Annotated in this window: 17 protein-coding genes; 9 read left to right on the top strand and 8 right to left on the bottom strand. The window is 54.4% G+C overall.

Annotated features, from left to right (window positions below; all coding sequences use genetic code 11):
- Positions 1–6 precede the first annotated feature (6 nt).
- Both QWU00_RS00440 and QWU00_RS00435 read left to right on the top strand, forming a co-directional pair.
- Positions 7–795, top strand: a complete 789-nt coding sequence (locus QWU00_RS00440; RefSeq protein WP_035382030.1) for a TatD family hydrolase — start codon at positions 7–9, stop codon at positions 793–795.
- A 20-nt stretch (positions 796–815) separates the two neighbouring features.
- Positions 816–1,646 carry an MBL fold metallo-hydrolase gene (locus QWU00_RS00435; RefSeq protein ID WP_035381806.1) on the top strand — a complete coding sequence of 277 codons (831 nt, stop codon included), beginning with the start codon at positions 816–818 and terminating at the stop codon, positions 1,644–1,646.
- A gap of 85 nt (positions 1,647–1,731) precedes the next feature.
- Here the strand turns inward: QWU00_RS00435 and QWU00_RS00430 are convergent, their stop codons facing one another.
- Both QWU00_RS00430 and pdxH read right to left on the bottom strand, forming a co-directional pair.
- A complete protein-coding gene (locus QWU00_RS00430; protein WP_006557606.1) occupies positions 1,732–2,610 on the bottom strand; it encodes a universal stress protein in 879 nt (292 codons plus the stop codon).
- 47 nt (positions 2,611–2,657) lie between these two features.
- Positions 2,658–3,260 carry a pyridoxamine 5'-phosphate oxidase gene (gene pdxH, locus QWU00_RS00425; RefSeq protein WP_081473518.1) on the bottom strand — a complete coding sequence of 201 codons (603 nt, stop codon included), beginning with the start codon at positions 3,258–3,260 and terminating at the stop codon, positions 2,658–2,660.
- Positions 3,261–3,570: 310 nt separating this feature from the next.
- On the opposite strand from pdxH, the gene fabI reads away from it, so the two are divergent.
- Positions 3,571–4,410, top strand: a complete 840-nt coding sequence (fabI, locus tag QWU00_RS00420; RefSeq protein WP_006557604.1) for an enoyl-ACP reductase FabI — start codon at positions 3,571–3,573, stop codon at positions 4,408–4,410.
- Positions 4,411–4,418: 8 nt separating this feature from the next.
- On the top strand, positions 4,419–5,489 hold the full coding sequence (aroC, locus tag QWU00_RS00415) for a chorismate synthase (RefSeq protein WP_035381808.1): 1,071 nt from the start codon (positions 4,419–4,421) through the stop codon (positions 5,487–5,489).
- Here aroC and QWU00_RS00410 read toward each other — a convergent pair whose 3' ends face one another.
- Positions 5,490–5,921, bottom strand: coding sequence for an OsmC family protein (locus QWU00_RS00410; protein WP_035381810.1), 432 nt, complete (start codon positions 5,919–5,921; stop codon positions 5,490–5,492).
- A gap of 260 nt (positions 5,922–6,181) precedes the next feature.
- On the opposite strand from QWU00_RS00410, the gene QWU00_RS00405 reads away from it, so the two are divergent.
- A complete protein-coding gene (locus tag QWU00_RS00405) occupies positions 6,182–7,681 on the top strand; it encodes a malate:quinone oxidoreductase (protein WP_262411414.1) in 1,500 nt (499 codons plus the stop codon).
- A gap of 212 nt (positions 7,682–7,893) precedes the next feature.
- On the opposite strand, the gene QWU00_RS00400 is transcribed toward QWU00_RS00405, so the two are convergent.
- The 4 genes from QWU00_RS00400 to bioB are packed head-to-tail and all read right to left on the bottom strand — an operon-like array spanning position 7,894 to position 10,851.
- Positions 7,894–8,424, bottom strand: a complete 531-nt coding sequence (locus QWU00_RS00400; protein ID WP_035381812.1) for a 6-pyruvoyl trahydropterin synthase family protein — start codon at positions 8,422–8,424, stop codon at positions 7,894–7,896.
- Positions 8,417–9,145 (bottom strand): 7-cyano-7-deazaguanine synthase QueC, encoded by a 729-nt coding sequence (queC, locus tag QWU00_RS00395; protein ID WP_035381814.1) that lies wholly within the window; start codon positions 9,143–9,145, stop codon positions 8,417–8,419. Before queC ends, QWU00_RS00400 begins: the two co-directional genes overlap by 8 nt.
- Before the next feature lie 3 nt (positions 9,146–9,148).
- Positions 9,149–9,793, bottom strand: coding sequence for a 7-carboxy-7-deazaguanine synthase (gene queE, locus QWU00_RS00390; RefSeq protein ID WP_035381816.1), 645 nt, complete (start codon positions 9,791–9,793; stop codon positions 9,149–9,151).
- A gap of 23 nt (positions 9,794–9,816) precedes the next feature.
- Positions 9,817–10,851: a biotin synthase BioB gene (gene bioB / locus QWU00_RS00385; protein WP_035381818.1), complete on the bottom strand. Its 1,035-nt coding sequence runs from the start codon at positions 10,849–10,851 to the stop codon at positions 9,817–9,819.
- Positions 10,852–11,363: 512 nt separating this feature from the next.
- On the opposite strand from bioB, the gene QWU00_RS00380 reads away from it, so the two are divergent.
- Complete coding sequence (locus QWU00_RS00380; protein ID WP_081939119.1) at positions 11,364–11,648, top strand: putative hemolysin; 285 nt, start codon at positions 11,364–11,366, stop codon at positions 11,646–11,648.
- Positions 11,649–11,815: 167 nt separating this feature from the next.
- Here QWU00_RS00380 and QWU00_RS00375 read toward each other — a convergent pair whose 3' ends face one another.
- Complete coding sequence (locus QWU00_RS00375) at positions 11,816–11,956, bottom strand: hypothetical protein (RefSeq protein ID WP_156105426.1); 141 nt, start codon at positions 11,954–11,956, stop codon at positions 11,816–11,818.
- A 244-nt stretch (positions 11,957–12,200) separates the two neighbouring features.
- Here QWU00_RS00375 and QWU00_RS00370 point away from each other — a divergent pair, with 244 nt between their 5' ends.
- The 3 genes from QWU00_RS00370 to cysC all read left to right on the top strand — a co-directional run bounded on the left by QWU00_RS00370 (position 12,201) and on the right by cysC (position 15,652).
- Positions 12,201–12,887 carry a phosphoadenylyl-sulfate reductase gene (locus QWU00_RS00370; RefSeq protein WP_035381819.1) on the top strand — a complete coding sequence of 229 codons (687 nt, stop codon included), beginning with the start codon at positions 12,201–12,203 and terminating at the stop codon, positions 12,885–12,887.
- Between the two features lie 63 nt (positions 12,888–12,950).
- A complete protein-coding gene (cysD, locus tag QWU00_RS00365; RefSeq protein ID WP_035381821.1) occupies positions 12,951–13,745 on the top strand; it encodes a sulfate adenylyltransferase subunit CysD in 795 nt (264 codons plus the stop codon).
- 26 nt (positions 13,746–13,771) lie between these two features.
- Positions 13,772–15,652, top strand: coding sequence for an adenylyl-sulfate kinase (cysC, locus tag QWU00_RS00360; RefSeq protein ID WP_035381823.1), 1,881 nt, complete (start codon positions 13,772–13,774; stop codon positions 15,650–15,652).
- Positions 15,653–15,759 lie beyond the last annotated feature (107 nt).

Here is a 15,759-nt window from a genome sequence, read left to right as displayed (position 1 = left end):
TCTATCATGGCAGGACTGATCGATTCTCATTGCCATCTGGATCACTTCACGGCGGAAGAAATTCCCGTGCTTCTGGCAGCAGCCAAGGAAGCAAACGTGAGTGGCATGGTCACCATCGGTACGCGTCTGGCACGTGCTGACCAGCAAAAAGCACTGACACAGTTCAGCACGCCTGACGTGCGCGTGTGGTGCAGTGTGGGCACGCATCCAGACCATGTTGAGGAAGAGCCCGTGCCCTCCGTGCAGGCGATTGCGGCATGTGCAGATGCCCCGGAAGTAATTGGGATCGGCGAGAGTGGTCTGGATTATTTCCATGGGGAAGAAAGCGTGCGCCCCCTTCAGCAGGAGAGCTTTCGGCAGCATATCGGGGCGGCCCGCGAGTTGAACGTGCCGATCATCATCCACGCGCGACAGGCGGATGAGGATATTGCGCAGATCCTCCGGGAAGAAACAGAGGTTGGGGCATTCCCTATTCTGCTGCATTGTTTTGCTTCCAGCGCCGCACTGGCCCAGTGTGTTGTCGATCTGGGAGGGTATGTCAGTTTCTCCGGTATTTCGACGTTTCCGAAATGCGGTGAGTTCCGTGAGGTAGCCCGTACCCTGCCGGCTGACAGGATTCTGGTGGAAACAGATTCTCCTTATCTGGCTCCTGTGCCGCGGCGGGGTAAAAGGAATGAGCCCGCGTATGTGGCCTATACCGCAGCCTGTATTGCAGAGGTTCGGGGTCAGGAGATGGCCGACTTCACGCGCATGACCACTGAAAATTTTTATCGGCTGTTCCGTAAGGCGGCATGAGTGGGGAGAGGCCGGGAGAAATGAAGGTCACCATTCTGGGGTGTGGCGGCTCGGCTGGTGTGCCGATGCTGGGAGGAGAAGATGGGCACGGCATCTGGGGGCGCTGTGACCCAGCAGAGCCGAAAAACCGTCGCTCCCGTGCCTCTATTTTACTGGAGATGGGAAACGGCGAAAATATACTGGTGGACACCAGCCCAGATATCCGGGCTCAGCTTCTGACAAACGGCATCAAGGCTTTTCGTTCCATTTTTTATACCCACGCTCACGCAGACCATATCGCGGGGTTGGACGAAGTCCGTGGGATCAATCGTATTATCCGGCAGCCAATCAAGGCTTATGGCGCGGCTTCGGTTCTTGATGAAATTCAGACGCGGTTTGATTACGTCTTCAAACCATGGACATCACCTGAATTTTTTCGGGCGGTTGTTGAGGCCTGTCCTGTGCCAGAGCAGGGACAGTTTGAAATGGCAGGCTATCCTTTTACCGTATTTCAGCAGGTTCATGGCCGTATCCATTCCAGCGGATTGCGGTGTGGAAATTTTGCCTACAGCACGGATGTGGTTGAGCTAGGTCCGGAATCCCTGGCTGCCTTGGCCGGGGTTGAGACGTGGATTGTCGATTGCTTCCAGCAAAAACCCCACAGCGCTCACGCATGGCTGGAACGGGTTGTGGAATGGCAGAATATCCTTCAACCGCGGCGAACCATTCTGACCCATATGGGAACGGATATGGACTGGCGTTGGATGAAAAATAATCTGCCAGACACCATGGAGCCAGCATGGGATGGTATGACCCTGAGCGTGGATGAGCCTGCGCCCATTTCAGTGCGAGCGTCTGTTTCCTGCTCCTGAACTATGGCCGCTTTTCTCTCTTTTTTCTGCCTCTCGTCCATCCCGTAAAAGGGAGGGAACGAGACACAGTATTATGCTTGCCGGGTTAGCGGCTCATCAGAACGGTGAGGTCCGCATGTTCCAGAACATGACGGGTTACGCCGCCCAGAATAAGCTGGCGCAGGCGGGAATGGGAATACGCGCCCATGGCCAGCATGTCCGCATCGAAATCCTTACAGGCGGCCAGAAGCCCTTTGCCAACATCCCGATCTACCGGGTTGAAGGCAACCGCATCTGCCTTGATGCCATGGAAAGACAGGTAATCCAGCACATCCCGCGCTTTGGGACCGCGGCGCTGATAATCCTCACAATGCAGCACACGTACAGCGTCCGCCGTCAGTGCCCAGGCCAACGCTCCGCGCAGTGCCGAGGAGGATTCCGCAGTGCCATTCCAGCCGATACAGACCCGTTTGATAAGGCCCTGCGGCGGAGTGCGCGGCGCGATGACAACGGGGCGCCCGCTGTCAAACAGGACGGCATGCAGGGTTTCGGAGGAAGAAACTTCTTCTCCTGAATCCGGGTGAGGGACCAGCGTAAAGTCAGAAAGCCGTGCGTGGGCAGGCACGATCTCGCTTTCCGCGCCGGAGAGAATATTGAAGCTCATGCTTGGCTCATCCCATGGGAAAGGAGAGCGTGGGGGCACAACCTGAATATCCGGATGGGTGGCGGCAAACTGCTCAAAAAGCTGGTGCACTTCGTGCGCGTGGCGAGCGCTTTCATGCTCTGCGGAGCGCATCAGGTCTTCCACCATGGCGCCTGAAAGTCCTTCGCCTGCCATAGGCGCAATGTCTCGTCCGTCTGGACGGACATGCAGCACGGCAAGGTGCGCCCCAAACCGGCGGGCAAAATTATAACCGCGTATCAGCGCCGCTTCACCATTTGAGATGCTGGGCAAGGGAAGCAGTATTTTTCTAACGTCTTTCATTCTTTTTATGTCCCCATCTCTCATTCAACGCTGTCATAAAACGGCTGTTAAGGATACAGCCGGGTTACATTCCATTCATTTCCATCGGGTGTCCATCTGGCCCGATCATGCAGCCGGTAAGGGCGCTCTTGCCAAAACTCAAACGCAGCAGGAGCCACTCGGTACCCGGACCAGTTGGCCGGACGCGGAATATCACCCTCTCCATACTGTTCTTCAGCCGCTTTCAGGCGTGCTTCAAAAATGGAACGGTCAGCCAAGGGGCGGGACTGGTCAGAGGCAATGGCCCCCAGCCGTGATATCCTGCTCCGACTCGCAAAATAAGCATCGGCTTCCTCGGGTGTTACCGGTGTGACCGTTCCTTCAATCCGGATCTGTCGCCGCAGACTCTTCCAATGGAACAGCAAGGCAACATTAGGGTCTGCTGCCAGTTCTTCGCCCTTGCGGCTGTGCTGGTTGGTGTAAAAAACAAAACCACGCCGATCCATGCCCTTCAGGAGAACGATACGTGCGGAGGGATGGCCATCGGGTGTGCTGGTGGCCAGCACCATGGCGTTGGGGTCAGAGGGCTCGGTTTTTTCGGCTTCTTTCATCCATGCGGAAAAGAGCTCAAATGGGTCTGCGTTCAGATCAATAAGTGTCTGTTCAGTCATGCTGTCCTCTTTGTCTCGCATCGGATGGTCAAAGGGTGCGAGCCCGTCTCTGTTTTCATACTGCTAATGGGGGAGGGTGAGGAGAGGCGATTACTGCCAGTGGTCTGCTTTTCTTGAGAAACCAGGGAAATGCGGTTGAGTAGAGTGCCTAACAGTTTTCATTTTCCCGGTGTAATCAGCAGGTATGTGGCAGACGGGCAGGTTTTAAGCCAAAGGACGAACGCAAGGTCTTGTTTAGTCCGTGCGGGTATGCGACCACCCGACTTAAAGTTCTTGCACATTCGTAAACAGATAGGTCGAGGTTTGCAGCATGTCGTCTCATGACACCACATTGCCCGCAAAGGGTACGCTGATGCAGGGTAAAAAAGGGTTGGTCATGGGGGTGGCCAATGATCGTTCCATCGCATGGGGAATTGCCAGCGCAGTGGCGGCTCAGGGCGGGGAAATGGCCTTTACCTATCAGGGTGAAGCTCTGGGCAAGCGCGTGACACCTCTGGCCGAAAGCATTGGTGCATCCCTGGTGCTGCCATGCGATGTGACTGATGATGCAGCTATTGATGCCGTGTTCACTAAGCTTGAACAGGAATGGGGTGAGCTGGATTTTGTGGTGCACGCCATTGGCTGGGCAGATAAAAAATATCTACGAGGCCGGTATGTGGACACCCCACGGGATGCGTTTCTGACGGCGCTGGATATCTCCTGCTATTCCTTCACCGCCGTTGCACAGCGTGCAGCGCGTCTGATGAAAAATGGCGGCTCTCTGCTTACCCTGAGCTATCTGGGGGCCGAACGTGTGATGCCGCATTACAACGTGATGGGTGTTGCAAAGGCGGCTCTTGAGGCCTCCGTGCGTTATATGGCGGCTGATCTGGGTAAGGATGCCATCCGGGTAAACGCCATTTCTGCTGGCCCGATCAAGACCCTTGCCGCCAGTGGCATTGGTGATTTCCGTTATATCCTCAAATGGAACCAGTACAACGCGCCGCTGGAACGCAATGTGGCTCTTGAAGAAGTGGGGGGAGCCGGGCTCTACATGCTTTCAGACCTTTCTTCCGGCGTGACGGGTGAAGTTCATCATGTGGATAGCGGCTACCACATGGTGGGCATGAAAAATCCGACCGCACCTGACATTTCCGTCGCTGGGGACTAAGTAAAACCGTGTCCTACAACACCTTTGGCCAGATGTTTCGTGTTACCACATGGGGGGAAAGCCATGGACCGGCCATTGGCTGTGTCGTGGATGGCTGCCCGCCGCGTCTGGCGCTGACAGAAGCTGATATCCAGCCTTTTCTGGACCGTCGGCGGCCTGGGCAATCTGCCTTTACCACCCAGCGGCGTGAGCCGGATGCGGTGCGTATTCTGTCTGGCGTGTTTGAAGGGCAGACCACAGGTACACCTATTTCCCTGCTGATTGAAAATACGGACCAGCGGTCACGGGATTATGGTGATATCGCCCAGACCTACCGCCCCGGTCATGCAGATCTGACCTATGATCTGAAATACGGTATTCGCGACTATCGCGGAGGGGGACGGTCCTCCGCGCGTGAAACTGCCTGCCGTGTGGCGGCCGGAGCAATCGCCCGGCGTCTTTTGGGGGATGATATTCGTGTGCGCGGCGCGCTGGTTCAACTTGGCCCGCACAAAATTGACCGGAGCCGGTGGGACTGGGAGGAAGTGGAGCGTAACCCCTTTTTCTGCCCCGATGCTGCGGTTGTTCCGGAATGGGAAGAATATCTTTCCGGTATCCGTAAAGCCGGGCTTTCCATTGGGGCGGTGATTGAAGTCGTCGCTGAAAACGTGCCAGCAGGTCTGGGAGCTCCTGTTTACGGGAAACTGGATTCAGACCTTGCTGCGGCACTGATGAGCATTAACGCTGTTAAGGGAGTGGAAATTGGTGACGGCTTTGCCGCCGCTGCCCTGACTGGTGTGGAAAATGCTGATCCGCTTTTCATGGAAAATGGAAAAGTGGCGTTTGGGGCTAATCATGCAGGCGGCATTCTGGGGGGCATTTCCAGTGGGCAGCCGATAGTGGCGCGGTTTGCAGTCAAGCCCACCAGTTCCATGCTGACCCCTGTTCCTTCCATCACGCGTGATGGACAGGAAAAAGCCGTCATCACCAAAGGGCGGCATGATCCCTGTGTGGGTATTCGTGCTGTGCCGGTGGGAGAAGCGATGATGGCCTGCGTGTTGGCAGACCATCTTTTGCGGCACCGAGGCCAGATCGGCTGATCAGGCGATCAGTGTCGCATCCAGCGTAATTGTTGCCTTGAACAGTTTGGAGACAGGGCAGCCTGTCTTGGCTTTGTTAGCCAGTTCTTCAAACTGTTCCTTGGACGCGCCGGGAACGTCAGCCTTGAGTGTCAGGGCAACGGCGTCAATTTCAAAACCGTCAGCCGCTTTGTTCAGGCTGACCTCGGCCTTTGTGTCGATGGATTTTGCCGTAAGCCCCGCGTCACCCAGAATAAGGGAAAGCGCCATGGAGAAGCAGGCAGCGTGGGCCGCGCCCAGTAATTCTTCCGGATTGGTGCCGGGTTTGCCTTCAAAGCGTGTATTAAAGCCATAAGGCTGCTGGTTCAAAGCCTGACTTTCTGTAGAAACTGTGCCTTTGCCTTCCTTGATGGGACCTTCCCAATGGGCAGTGCCGAATTTCTTGATCGCCATATCATCTTCCTTTGCAATACGCGTTGACGGGTCGCGGTGTGAACGTGCGCAATACGCGGGGGTTCAGTGCAATGCTGCTCCGCTCTCGCAGAGATGAGAAGATGTTTGCAGCGAAGGTGTGGCATATGACTCTCCCATAGGTGCGGCTCCGTCTGCCTCTGCTCTTGCGTCATGGCAGGAAGCGCTGCATTCGGAAATGCTTTCCGGCACTGTTCTTTTTGTGCGGACAAAACAGGACAGGGCTGACCAATTCGGAGACCATGATGAGTTCCACCACGACCGATACCTCTTCTTCCGTTGATGTCGTCCTGATTGGTGGAGGCGTAATGAGCGCCACGCTCGGGGCTTTTCTTAGACAGCTTCAGCCAGACTGGAGCATTAGTATTTTTGAACGCCTGGATAACGTGGCGGAAGAAAGCTCGGATGCCTGGAACAATGCGGGCACCGGCCATTCCGCGTTGTGCGAACTCAATTACACCCCGCAGCAGGCTGACGGCAGCGTGGATATCAGCAAGGCTGTTGCCGTTAACGAATCCTTTCAGATTTCCCGTCAGTTCTGGGCGTATCTGGTAGAGCAGGGGATTATTGCTACCCCACATGATTTCATTACGCCTGTGCCGCATATGAGCTTTGTATGGGGCGATGCGAATGTCAGCTTTCTGAAGAAGCGGTATGAAGCTCTGAGCGCTCATCCCCTGTTTGCAGGCATGGAATATTCGGAAGACCCTGTGCAGATGGCACAATGGATGCCATTGACCATGAAAAATCGCCCTGCTGGCCAGAAAATGGCAGTAACCCGGAGCCTGAACGGCACGGATGTGAATTTTGGGGCTTTGACACGGCTGCTGTTTGGGTATCTCTCCAGCACCCCGGCCTGTACGTTGCATACCAGACATGAAGTGCAGGATATCAAGCGTGGGAATGATGGACGCTGGCATGTTCAGGTGCAGGATTTACGCCTGAATACTCAGCGTACGGTCAGTGCAAAATTTGTGTTTATCGGGGGTGGTGGTGGGGCGCTCCCTCTACTCCAGAAAACGGGTATTCCTGAATCCCGTGGCGTGGGTGGTTTCCCGGTCAGCGGCCAGTTCCTGCGCTGTAAGAACCCGGATATCATCGCCCAGCATCATGCAAAGGTTTACGGCAAGGCCTCCGTGGGGGCTCCTCCCATGTCTGTCCCGCATCTGGATACCCGGATGATTAATGGTCAGCGGGCGCTTTTGTTCGGGCCGTATGCAGGGTTCTCTACCCGTTTTTTGAAAAACGGCTCTCTGCTTGACCTTCCCAAATCCATAAAATCCAACAATATTGGTGCCATACTGGCGGTGGCAAAGGACAATTGGCCGCTGACCAAATATCTGATCCAACAAGTTTTGCAGTCAAACAGCGAGCGGATAAGCGCCTTGCGGGAGTTTGTGCCGGAGGCTCGCTCGGAAGACTGGGAATTGGTGACGGCAGGCCAGCGTGTGCAGATCATCAAGAAAGATGCCAAGAAAGGCGGCGTGCTTCAGTTTGGTACAGAAGTCATCGCCAGTCAGGATGGTTCTGTGGCTGCATTGCTGGGGGCATCTCCCGGAGCCTCCACTGCTGCCCCAATCATGTTGACGGTGCTGAAAAAATGTTTCGCAGAGAAGCTTCCTGAGTGGGATTCCAAGCTCAAAGAGATCATTCCTTCTTTCGGGCAGACACTGGCCGATAATCCCGCACTTTGCACGCAACTGCGTGACAAAACGACGGACGTTCTGAAACTGAAGGAATAGAAAAGCCAAAATTGTCTGGGTTGCTTTTTGGGGCCCAGACAATTTTTGGCGTTTAGGGGAATGGGAAAAGCTTGAGCGTGAAGTCTATGGGAGCATGGTGCTGAATACCATGCTCACGCTTGTGCATGCGCTGGTGATTTTCGCTGTTTTTCCGCTGGCACGGTCAGCACGCAGTACAAATGATACCAATGGCAGAGTATTGAAGTCATCTTTCAGGACACGTCCGAAATACTCATATCAGCTCGGTGCCACCAACACTCAGCCACAGGCCGCCCAGTGGGAATGAGCTCATCCGGGTTGCCGCTAAAGGTAACCGTGTTGGTCGGGGTTTCCTGCAAGGAAAGCTCGGTGCAACGCAGCATATCTCCCTCCGCACGCAGGAAGGCCGAGATCTTTGCCATCATGAGGCAAACCATCAGTTCCGTGGTGGGGTCGCCGGGGGTGACGACAATCCGGCGTGCGCGTTCCGGTTCATGGGTCTGAAACCAAGCCAGAAGAGGATCATCTTCCGCCAGTTGCAGGGCATGATCCAGCTTTTCGTCCACAAAACGGTGCCAGGTGCTTTTGGCTTTTTGGAATGAAACGGGCATATTGCCTTTACCATCCAGCCGGACCTGCTGGGTGGGAGACAATTTTACAGTGACAAATTCATTATGGCCGTGGGGGAGGGCGCAGGACTCGCTGGCACCATGAATAAGCCGATGGCCCATGGAAAAGCGGCGGGTAAAAACCAGATCAGGCATGAGCCTTCTCCGCTTCATATTCTTCCCATCCTGTCCGGCGTAGTTCGCAGGCGGGGCATTTTCCGCAACCGTGGCCCCATGAATGCAGAGCAGTCCGTTCACCCAGATAACAGGTATGGCTTTCACGGTTGATCAGTGTCACCAGATCATGGCCGCCCAGTTCTTCTGCCAGATTCCATGTTTCGGCTTTATTGATCCACATCAGTGGGGTGTGCAACACATAGCGCGCGTCCATGCCCAGATTGAGGGCCACCTGAACGGCTTTTATGGTGTCATCACGGCAGTCTGGATAACCGGAATAATCGGTTTCACAAACACCGGTAACAATATGCCTTATGCCGCGCCGCGCCGCGAGGGCAGCAGCAAAGGTGAGAAAGATGATGTTCCGCCCCGGCACAAACGTGTTGGGAAGGCCGCCTTCCGCCATGGCAATTTCAGCATCCCGTGTGAGGGCTGTTTCCGAGATATCGCCAAGAGCACCGAGAGCTAATGTATGGTCCATGCCCAGCCGTTCCGCCCAGAGAGGGTTTTGATGGCGCATTCCTTCACGCAGGGCTTCCCGACAGTCCAGTTCCACCGCGTGGCGCTGACCATAATCGAACCCCATGGTTTCCACGCGACCAAAGTGGGCGAGCGCCCACGCCAGGCAGGTGGCGGAATCCTGTCCTCCAGAAAACAGAACGAGTGCTGATTCTTTTTGAGCGTTGGCAGGGAAGGGCATGGATCAGGGAATACCGGTCAATTTGTGTGTCTGGAGAGAAAGGCCCCATTTGGGGTGAGCCATACAATAGCGGATGGCAGCCTGTATATTGGCGTTTTGGTCAGGGCCGTCCATGGGTTGTAGCCAGAAATATTTGAAATCAAGGCTTTCCAACAGGGCTGGATCAAGGCCCGGTTGCGGGAAAACAAGCTTGAGTTCTGTTCCTCGCTTCTGTTCAAGCAGGGCTCCAGCTTTCGGACTGATGCACAGCCAGTCGATCCCTGCCGGCGCCTTCACAGTGCCGTTGCTTTCGACTGCAATGTTAAAGCCTCGCTGATGCATGGCATTAATCAAAGCAGAATCAAGCTGGAGGAGGGGCTCTCCTCCTGTAAAGACAACAAGCCCAGGTATGGCAGCGGAGGCAGGCTTATCAGGCCACAGGCTTGAAATGGCATCCGCTAATGCATCTGCATGCTCGAACTTTCCGCCACCTTCGCCATCTGTGCCAATAAAGTCTGTGTCACAGAATTGGCATATTGCTTTGGAGCGGTCTTCTTCTCGTCCGGTCCATAAATTGCAGCCAGTAAAACGACAAAATACGGCGGCGCGACCAGCCTGTCCTCCTTCACCCTGCAGGGTGAGGAACATTTCCTTTACAGAATACGTCATTATTTTCCGGTTTCAGATTCTGCTCAGGCCTGAGCAGAGTCCAGACCAATACCCGTAGTGTGCATACCCAGACGATCAAGCAGAAGACGGTCACGCTGCGCCTGGGGGTTAGGAGTGGTCAGCAGGCGTTCTCCATAAAAAATGGAATTCGCCCCGGCCAGAAAGCACAACGTCTGGGTTTCATCGCTCATATTTTCACGACCTGCGGCAAGGCGCACCCTGCTTTTTGGCATGCTAATACGCGCAGCAGCAATCATCCGCACAAAATCCAGCGGATCAATTTCTTCAGCTTCCCCTAGGGGTGTACCTTTTACGCGTACCAGCAAATTGATGGGTACGCTTTCAGGGTGCGTGGGGAGAGTAGCGAGGGCTGCAATCAGGCCAGCACGGTCTGTTTCGTTTTCACCCATGCCAACAATGCCGCCACAACAGACATTGATGCCAGCGTCCCGCACATGAGAAAGCGTGTCCAGCCGGTCTTGGTAAGTGCGGGTGCTGATAATTTCCCCGTAGAATTCCGGTGAGGTATCAAGGTTATGGTTATAGTAATCGAGGCCGGCATCCTTGAGTTTTCCGGCTTGTCCAGAATCCAGCATGCCTAGTGTCACGCACGTTTCCAACCCAAGTTCTTTTACACCTTCCACCATGGCGCACACGGTTTCCAGATCATGCTCCTTGGGTGAACGCCAGGCCGCCCCCATACAAAAGCGGCTGGCTCCGGCATCCCGTGCCTTGCGGGCTTCTACCAGCACATTTTCCACGGCCATCAGACGGTCCGCTTTTACACTTTTTTCATGCCGGGCGCTTTGGGGACAATAAGCGCAATCTTCAGGGCAACCGCCTGTTTTAATGGAAAGCAGAGTAGAGATCTGGATATCGGTTGGGTCAAAAAAAGCGCGGTGAATAGTCTGAGCACGAAACATCAGTTCCGGAAAAGGGAGATCTAGCAGGGCCTGAATGTCAGCTACCGTCCAGTCATGACGGATATCAACGCCGGTTGCGTCAGGCGCAGCCGTGGCGGAGGAGGGACGGGAAACAGGGGAAGAACCATCAGGCATGTGAGAAACCAGATTTTTTTATGATTTGGAGATCGTAGCATATCTGCTTTGCAGCATGAATGCCAGCACGGCAGATGAGGGCTGTAAAAGGTATTTCCGTTGAGCGCGGCGGCGCCTCTAAAAATCAGTCACGGTAAGCTGAGGATTTTTTGCGCCAGATTTAAGATAGGTTTTTATCTCTGTCTCTGTGCTGATGGTTGGGGCTCCAAGTTCCCGTTTCAGGTGCTTAGATATAGCGCTAATGAGCACATCTAATTGGTGTTTTAGCCGATTATTGGGGGGAACTTAGTCTAACGCTTTGGTTTGTTCCCACACAAATATTTCTCCCGCTGCATTCAGGTTTTTGCTGTGTGGGTTGTGAAGGAGGGTGTCTATGCATGGCGTTGAGAACAGGCATGACAATTTCCGAAACTTATGCCTACAACAAGCCATACAGGTCGGAATAGGAGCGGGGGGAAGAAACCTGCTTTTGGCCGAGCCATTCTGCAAGAATTAGACAGGATAATTAGGTCATGAAGCAGATTTTTCAACACGCCGCTCGGGTAACTCTGATGGCATGCACGCTGGGCGCTCTGGCTGGTTGTCAGACACATCACGAGGACCGCTCCACGCAACGGGTGCGTCCATTGCGGATGCCGAACCCGGCAACACTCTATTGTACCAAGAAAGGCGGCACTCTGACTGCCCAGCATGACGACAAGAAAGGGCAAGTGAACTTTTGCCATCTGCCGGACGGAACAGTAATGGAGGAGTGGGCTTTGTTCCGTCGTGACAATCCTAAACCACCAGCACAGTAACTCGGGGTCAGATTTTTTCAGATTGTCGCGTTAGAAAAGCAGAGGTGACCGCACACTGACATGGTGAGAGAAAGTGTGCGGTCGAAATCATCCTGAGCAATCCGATATTGCAGTTCCAAGCCCATAATAGCGGCGGCATAAAAATCGCATAAGATATATTATGCCAACTAAATGATGTGGCGCAGGTTTCTTCCTTCTGTAAGCTTAACATCCTTCTTGTGGCTTGAAACCGTCTGGCGCGCTGTCCATGTCTCTTCCATCAACGCCAGACTGAACGGGTTGTGTAGTGGGATGTCAGAACTGGACATAAGCCGCCTCAAGGCCGCAAAATTATTGCTGGTTGTGATTGGGGGATACATCCCAAGGATGCGGTATGTATCACGGAAATTCAGCGTGGTTCATGGCGCTTGACGAAAGATGCCTTGAGGGTTGTGAATAGCTTGAATGCAAATTTCGCGTTCCAGTGGGGTGAATTGTCCTTGAAGATGCCTGTTTTCGTGTGTAATTGAGGCCAAACACGGCAATCATTGGCTTTTTCTGGAAAGTGCTTTTATGTCTGTTGAACCACAGGTTCTCTCCGCTCTGCGTGCAGAAGAAGATGATCCTGTAAAACTTTTGCGGTTAGCGTCTCTGCTTCTGAAAGATAGAATTGCGGTTCTCTCTTCCTTTGGGGCTGAGTCTGCCTTGCTTTTGGCGTTTGTGGCGGAAGCCGCTCCGGATATGCCGGTGTTGTTTCTAGAAACAGGTAAACATTTTCCAGAAACATTGGCGTATCGGGCAGAACTGGCCCGTTTCCTGGGGCTCACTAATGTGCAGGATGTAAAGCCTTCGCCTGCGGCTCTCAAAGAACGCGATCCTACAGGAGAGTTGTGGGCGTTTGATCCTGATGCGTGCTGCCAATTGCGTAAGGTTGAGCCGCTTGATGCGGCCTCCCTGCCCTTTGCAGTTTTGGTGACGGGCCGCAAGCGTGGTCAGGCAGCAACCCGGGCGGCACTCCCGGTGGTGGAAGAAAAAGCTGATGGTCAGGTTCGGCTCAATCCACTGGCAGCATGGACAGGCAAAGACATTACCGAGGAAATGGCGCGGCGAGGCCTGCCCCCACATCCTCTGGTGGCTGAAGGGTATCTTTCCATTGGTTGTGGGCCCTGTACCCACCCTGTTGGTGATGGTGAAGATGCCCGTGCCGGGCGTTGGGCAGGTCATTCCAAAACAGAGTGTGGTATCCATACGGCTGTGTGATGGATATTTTCTGGCCTCTACGGGTTCACATCTATTTTTCTAGAAACGGGTTTTGATCGTAACATGGACCATCTTGATCAGCTTGAGGCGCAAAGCGTCTTTATTCTTCGGGAAGCCTATCGCAAGCTTCGCCCTCTGGCCATGTTGTGGTCGCTGGGCAAGGATTCCAATGTTATGGTCTGGCTTGCCAAAAAAGCCTTTCTTGGCCGTGTGCCGTTTCCGGTTATGCATGTGGATACGGGCAAAAAGTTTCCGGAAATGTATGCGTTCCGTGATGAATACGCCAAGAAGTGGGATCTGGAGCTGCTGCTTGGAACATGCCCACCCGTAGAGGAAATGGACCCTTCACTTCCGCCTGCTGCGCGTTCCGCCGCTCGTAAAACGGCTGGACTTGCCGCCATGATTGAAAAGCATCAGCTGCAGGGTGTTATTGCTGGTATTCGGCGTGATGAACAGGGTACGCGCGCCAAAGAACGTGTGTTCAGCCCACGTGGTGCCAGCCACAAATGGGATATCCGGAACCAGCCTCCTGAGTTCTGGGACCAGTATGCGACACCGCATGAAGAAGGGATGCATATCCGTGTGCATCCGCTGCTTTCATGGCGTGAGATCGATATCTGGCGTTATATTGAGCGTGAAGGCATTCCGCTGGTTGACCTGTATTTTGCCAAGGACGGCAAGCGTTATCGTTCTCTGGGTGATCAGGACATCACCAACCCAGTAGAGAGTAACGCGGCGACGGTTGCAGAAGTGATTGCCGAGCTTGAAACCACCCGCACATCTGAGCGCGCAGGCCGCGCCATGGACCATGAGTCCGAAGATGCGTTTGAACGGCTGCGTGTTGCCGGTTATCTCTGATCTTTAGTGCGGACTGGAATTTCATCATGAGCCAAAGTCTTATTTCGTCTCAGGACGCCGCAACGCCTATCGTTATTGTGGGGCATGTTGACCACGGAAAGTCCACCCTTATTGGGCGGTTGCTTCACGATACGGACAATCTTCAGGAAGGTAAGGTTGCCCAGATTATTGAGTCATCCAAAAAGCGCGGTCTGAAGATCGAGTGGAGCTTCCTGCTCGACTCTCTGCAGATTGAGCGTGATCAGGGTGTAACTGTTGATTCCACGCGTATTCCTTTCCTGCTCGGCGGACGGGAATTTGTGATTGTGGATGCGCCGGGACATCGCCAGTTTCTGCGCAATATGATTACAGGCGCTGCGGACGCTGAAGCTGCCGTGCTGGTGGTCGATGCTGCTGAAGGTGCGCGTGAGCAAACCCGTCGCCACGCCATGTTGCTGCATCTTATTGGAATCCGGCATGTCATCGTGCTGCTGAACAAGGTGGATCTGCTTGATTTTGACCAGAAGAAGATTGAAGCGGTTGAACAGTCTGTCTCTAAACTTCTCGGCAAGCTCGACCTTGAAGCAGCCCTCTTCGTGCCGGCATCTGCCCGTGACGGAGACAATATTGCCGCCCGTTCCGACCGTATGCCGTGGTATAAAGGCCCGACGCTGACGGAAGCTCTGGCGCAGGTGCCCTCACCTGCTTCACGCGCCAACCTGCCTCTGCGCCTGCCTGTGCAGGATGTTTACCGCTTTAATGATAAGCGGTACGTGGCCGGGCGTATCGAACGTGGGCGTGTCCGCGTTGGTGACACGGTTATTATCGGCACACAGAAAACCCCTGCTCGCATCGCCTCCATTGAAAGCTGGCACACGGCTCCACAGGTTTCTGCTGTGGCCGGGCAATCTATTGCAGTTACACTTGAGCCAGATGTTATTCCTGACCGTGGAGACCTTCTCCATTTGCCGGAAGCCCCTCCTGTTGAGGCTTCCCGTATTCGCACACGTCTGTTCTGGCTGCGTCAGGAACCCTTGCGGGTTGGGGAAAGCTTCAAGCTCCGTCTGGCTACGGCAGAACATGCAGTAACGGTCACCTCCATTGATTCTGTCCTGAATCTGGAAGACCTGACCGAACAGCCTGGTGAAGAAGTGCCCGCTGAAGGTTTTGCTGAAATCACTCTTTCGGCCGCAGAAAATGTGCAGTTTGACCCGTTTGTGCCCGGGACGGCGGACGGTCGTGGCGTGCTGGTGGACCGTCAGCAGCGTATTGTTGGTGGTGCTCCACTTATTGAGGCAGCAACCATTGCTGCCGGTGAAAAAGTGATTCACCCCAGCGCCAGCACCGTTACCCTTCAGGATCGGGAGCGCGCCAAGGGGCATCGTGGGGGCGTGTTCTGGCTGACTGGGCTCTCTGGTGCAGGAAAAAGTACTCTCGCTCGTGGCGCAGAAGCTGCATTGTTTGCTTCCGGCCTGGATGTAACTGTGCTGGACGGCGATACTTTACGTTCAGGCTTGTGCAAGGATCTTGGCTTCTCTGAAGCGGATCGGACAGAAAATGTAAGGCGTGCGGCAGAAGTGGCTCGTATTCTGCGGGATGCTGGCGAGATTGTGCTGGTTGCCCTGATTTCTCCGTTGCAGTCTGACCGTGCTCTGGCGCGCCAGGTTATTGGGGACGGATTCGCGGAAATTTTTGTGGATGCGGATCTGATCACCTGTGAACAGCGGGACCCCAAAGGGCTGTATGCAGCCGCACGGTCTGGAAAGATCACTGGGTTCACCGGGATTGATGCGCCGTATGAAGCGCCTCAATCCCCTGCTCTTCACCTGAAAACGTCATCGGGCACAGCTGAAAGTGTTGTCAAAACGCTTGCTGCGTTTGTGAAAGACGCCACGACATTATCTAGCGTGACGCGGGTTCGTTCCTGATTTGTAAGAGAGTGTTCGTTTAAGGCCCGGTTTCTGATTTGTTAAGAAACCGGGTTTGGCGTGCAGTGAGGAAAGTGACATGGCTGATGTTTGGCCTCACATGCCGT

The sequence above is a fragment of the Acetobacter tropicalis genome, from assembly GCF_030644465.1.
Taxonomy (GTDB): domain Bacteria; phylum Pseudomonadota; class Alphaproteobacteria; order Acetobacterales; family Acetobacteraceae; genus Acetobacter; species Acetobacter tropicalis.
The sequence above is the reverse complement of the archived record's forward strand: the minus strand, read 5'-3'. Positions and strand labels throughout refer to the sequence as shown.

Bases quoted from the DNA above. Each gene is read 5' to 3' on its own strand.
- QWU00_RS00440 (WP_035382030.1), top strand. From the start codon at position 7: ATGGCAGGACTGATCGATTCTCATTGCCATCTGGATCACTTCACGGCG.
- QWU00_RS00435 (WP_035381806.1), top strand. From the start codon at position 816: ATGAAGGTCACCATTCTGGGGTGTGGCGGCTCGGCTGGTGTGCCGATG.
- QWU00_RS00430 (WP_006557606.1), bottom strand. From the start codon at position 2,610: ATGAAAGACGTTAGAAAAATACTGCTTCCCTTGCCCAGCATCTCAAAT.
- pdxH (WP_081473518.1), bottom strand. From the start codon at position 3,260: ATGACTGAACAGACACTTATTGATCTGAACGCAGACCCATTTGAGCTC.
- fabI (WP_006557604.1), top strand. From the start codon at position 3,571: ATGTCGTCTCATGACACCACATTGCCCGCAAAGGGTACGCTGATGCAG.
- QWU00_RS00410 (WP_035381810.1), bottom strand. From the start codon at position 5,921: ATGGCGATCAAGAAATTCGGCACTGCCCATTGGGAAGGTCCCATCAAG.
- QWU00_RS00405 (WP_262411414.1), top strand. From the start codon at position 6,182: ATGATGAGTTCCACCACGACCGATACCTCTTCTTCCGTTGATGTCGTC.
- QWU00_RS00400 (WP_035381812.1), bottom strand. From the start codon at position 8,424: ATGCCTGATCTGGTTTTTACCCGCCGCTTTTCCATGGGCCATCGGCTT.
- queC (WP_035381814.1), bottom strand. From the start codon at position 9,145: ATGCCCTTCCCTGCCAACGCTCAAAAAGAATCAGCACTCGTTCTGTTT.
- queE (WP_035381816.1), bottom strand. From the start codon at position 9,793: ATGACGTATTCTGTAAAGGAAATGTTCCTCACCCTGCAGGGTGAAGGA.
- bioB (WP_035381818.1), bottom strand. From the start codon at position 10,851: ATGCCTGATGGTTCTTCCCCTGTTTCCCGTCCCTCCTCCGCCACGGCT.
- QWU00_RS00380 (WP_081939119.1), top strand. From the start codon at position 11,364: ATGAAGCAGATTTTTCAACACGCCGCTCGGGTAACTCTGATGGCATGC.
- QWU00_RS00375 (WP_156105426.1), bottom strand. From the start codon at position 11,956: ATGTCCAGTTCTGACATCCCACTACACAACCCGTTCAGTCTGGCGTTG.
- QWU00_RS00370 (WP_035381819.1), top strand. From the start codon at position 12,201: ATGTCTGTTGAACCACAGGTTCTCTCCGCTCTGCGTGCAGAAGAAGAT.
- cysD (WP_035381821.1), top strand. From the start codon at position 12,951: ATGGACCATCTTGATCAGCTTGAGGCGCAAAGCGTCTTTATTCTTCGG.
- cysC (WP_035381823.1), top strand. From the start codon at position 13,772: ATGAGCCAAAGTCTTATTTCGTCTCAGGACGCCGCAACGCCTATCGTT.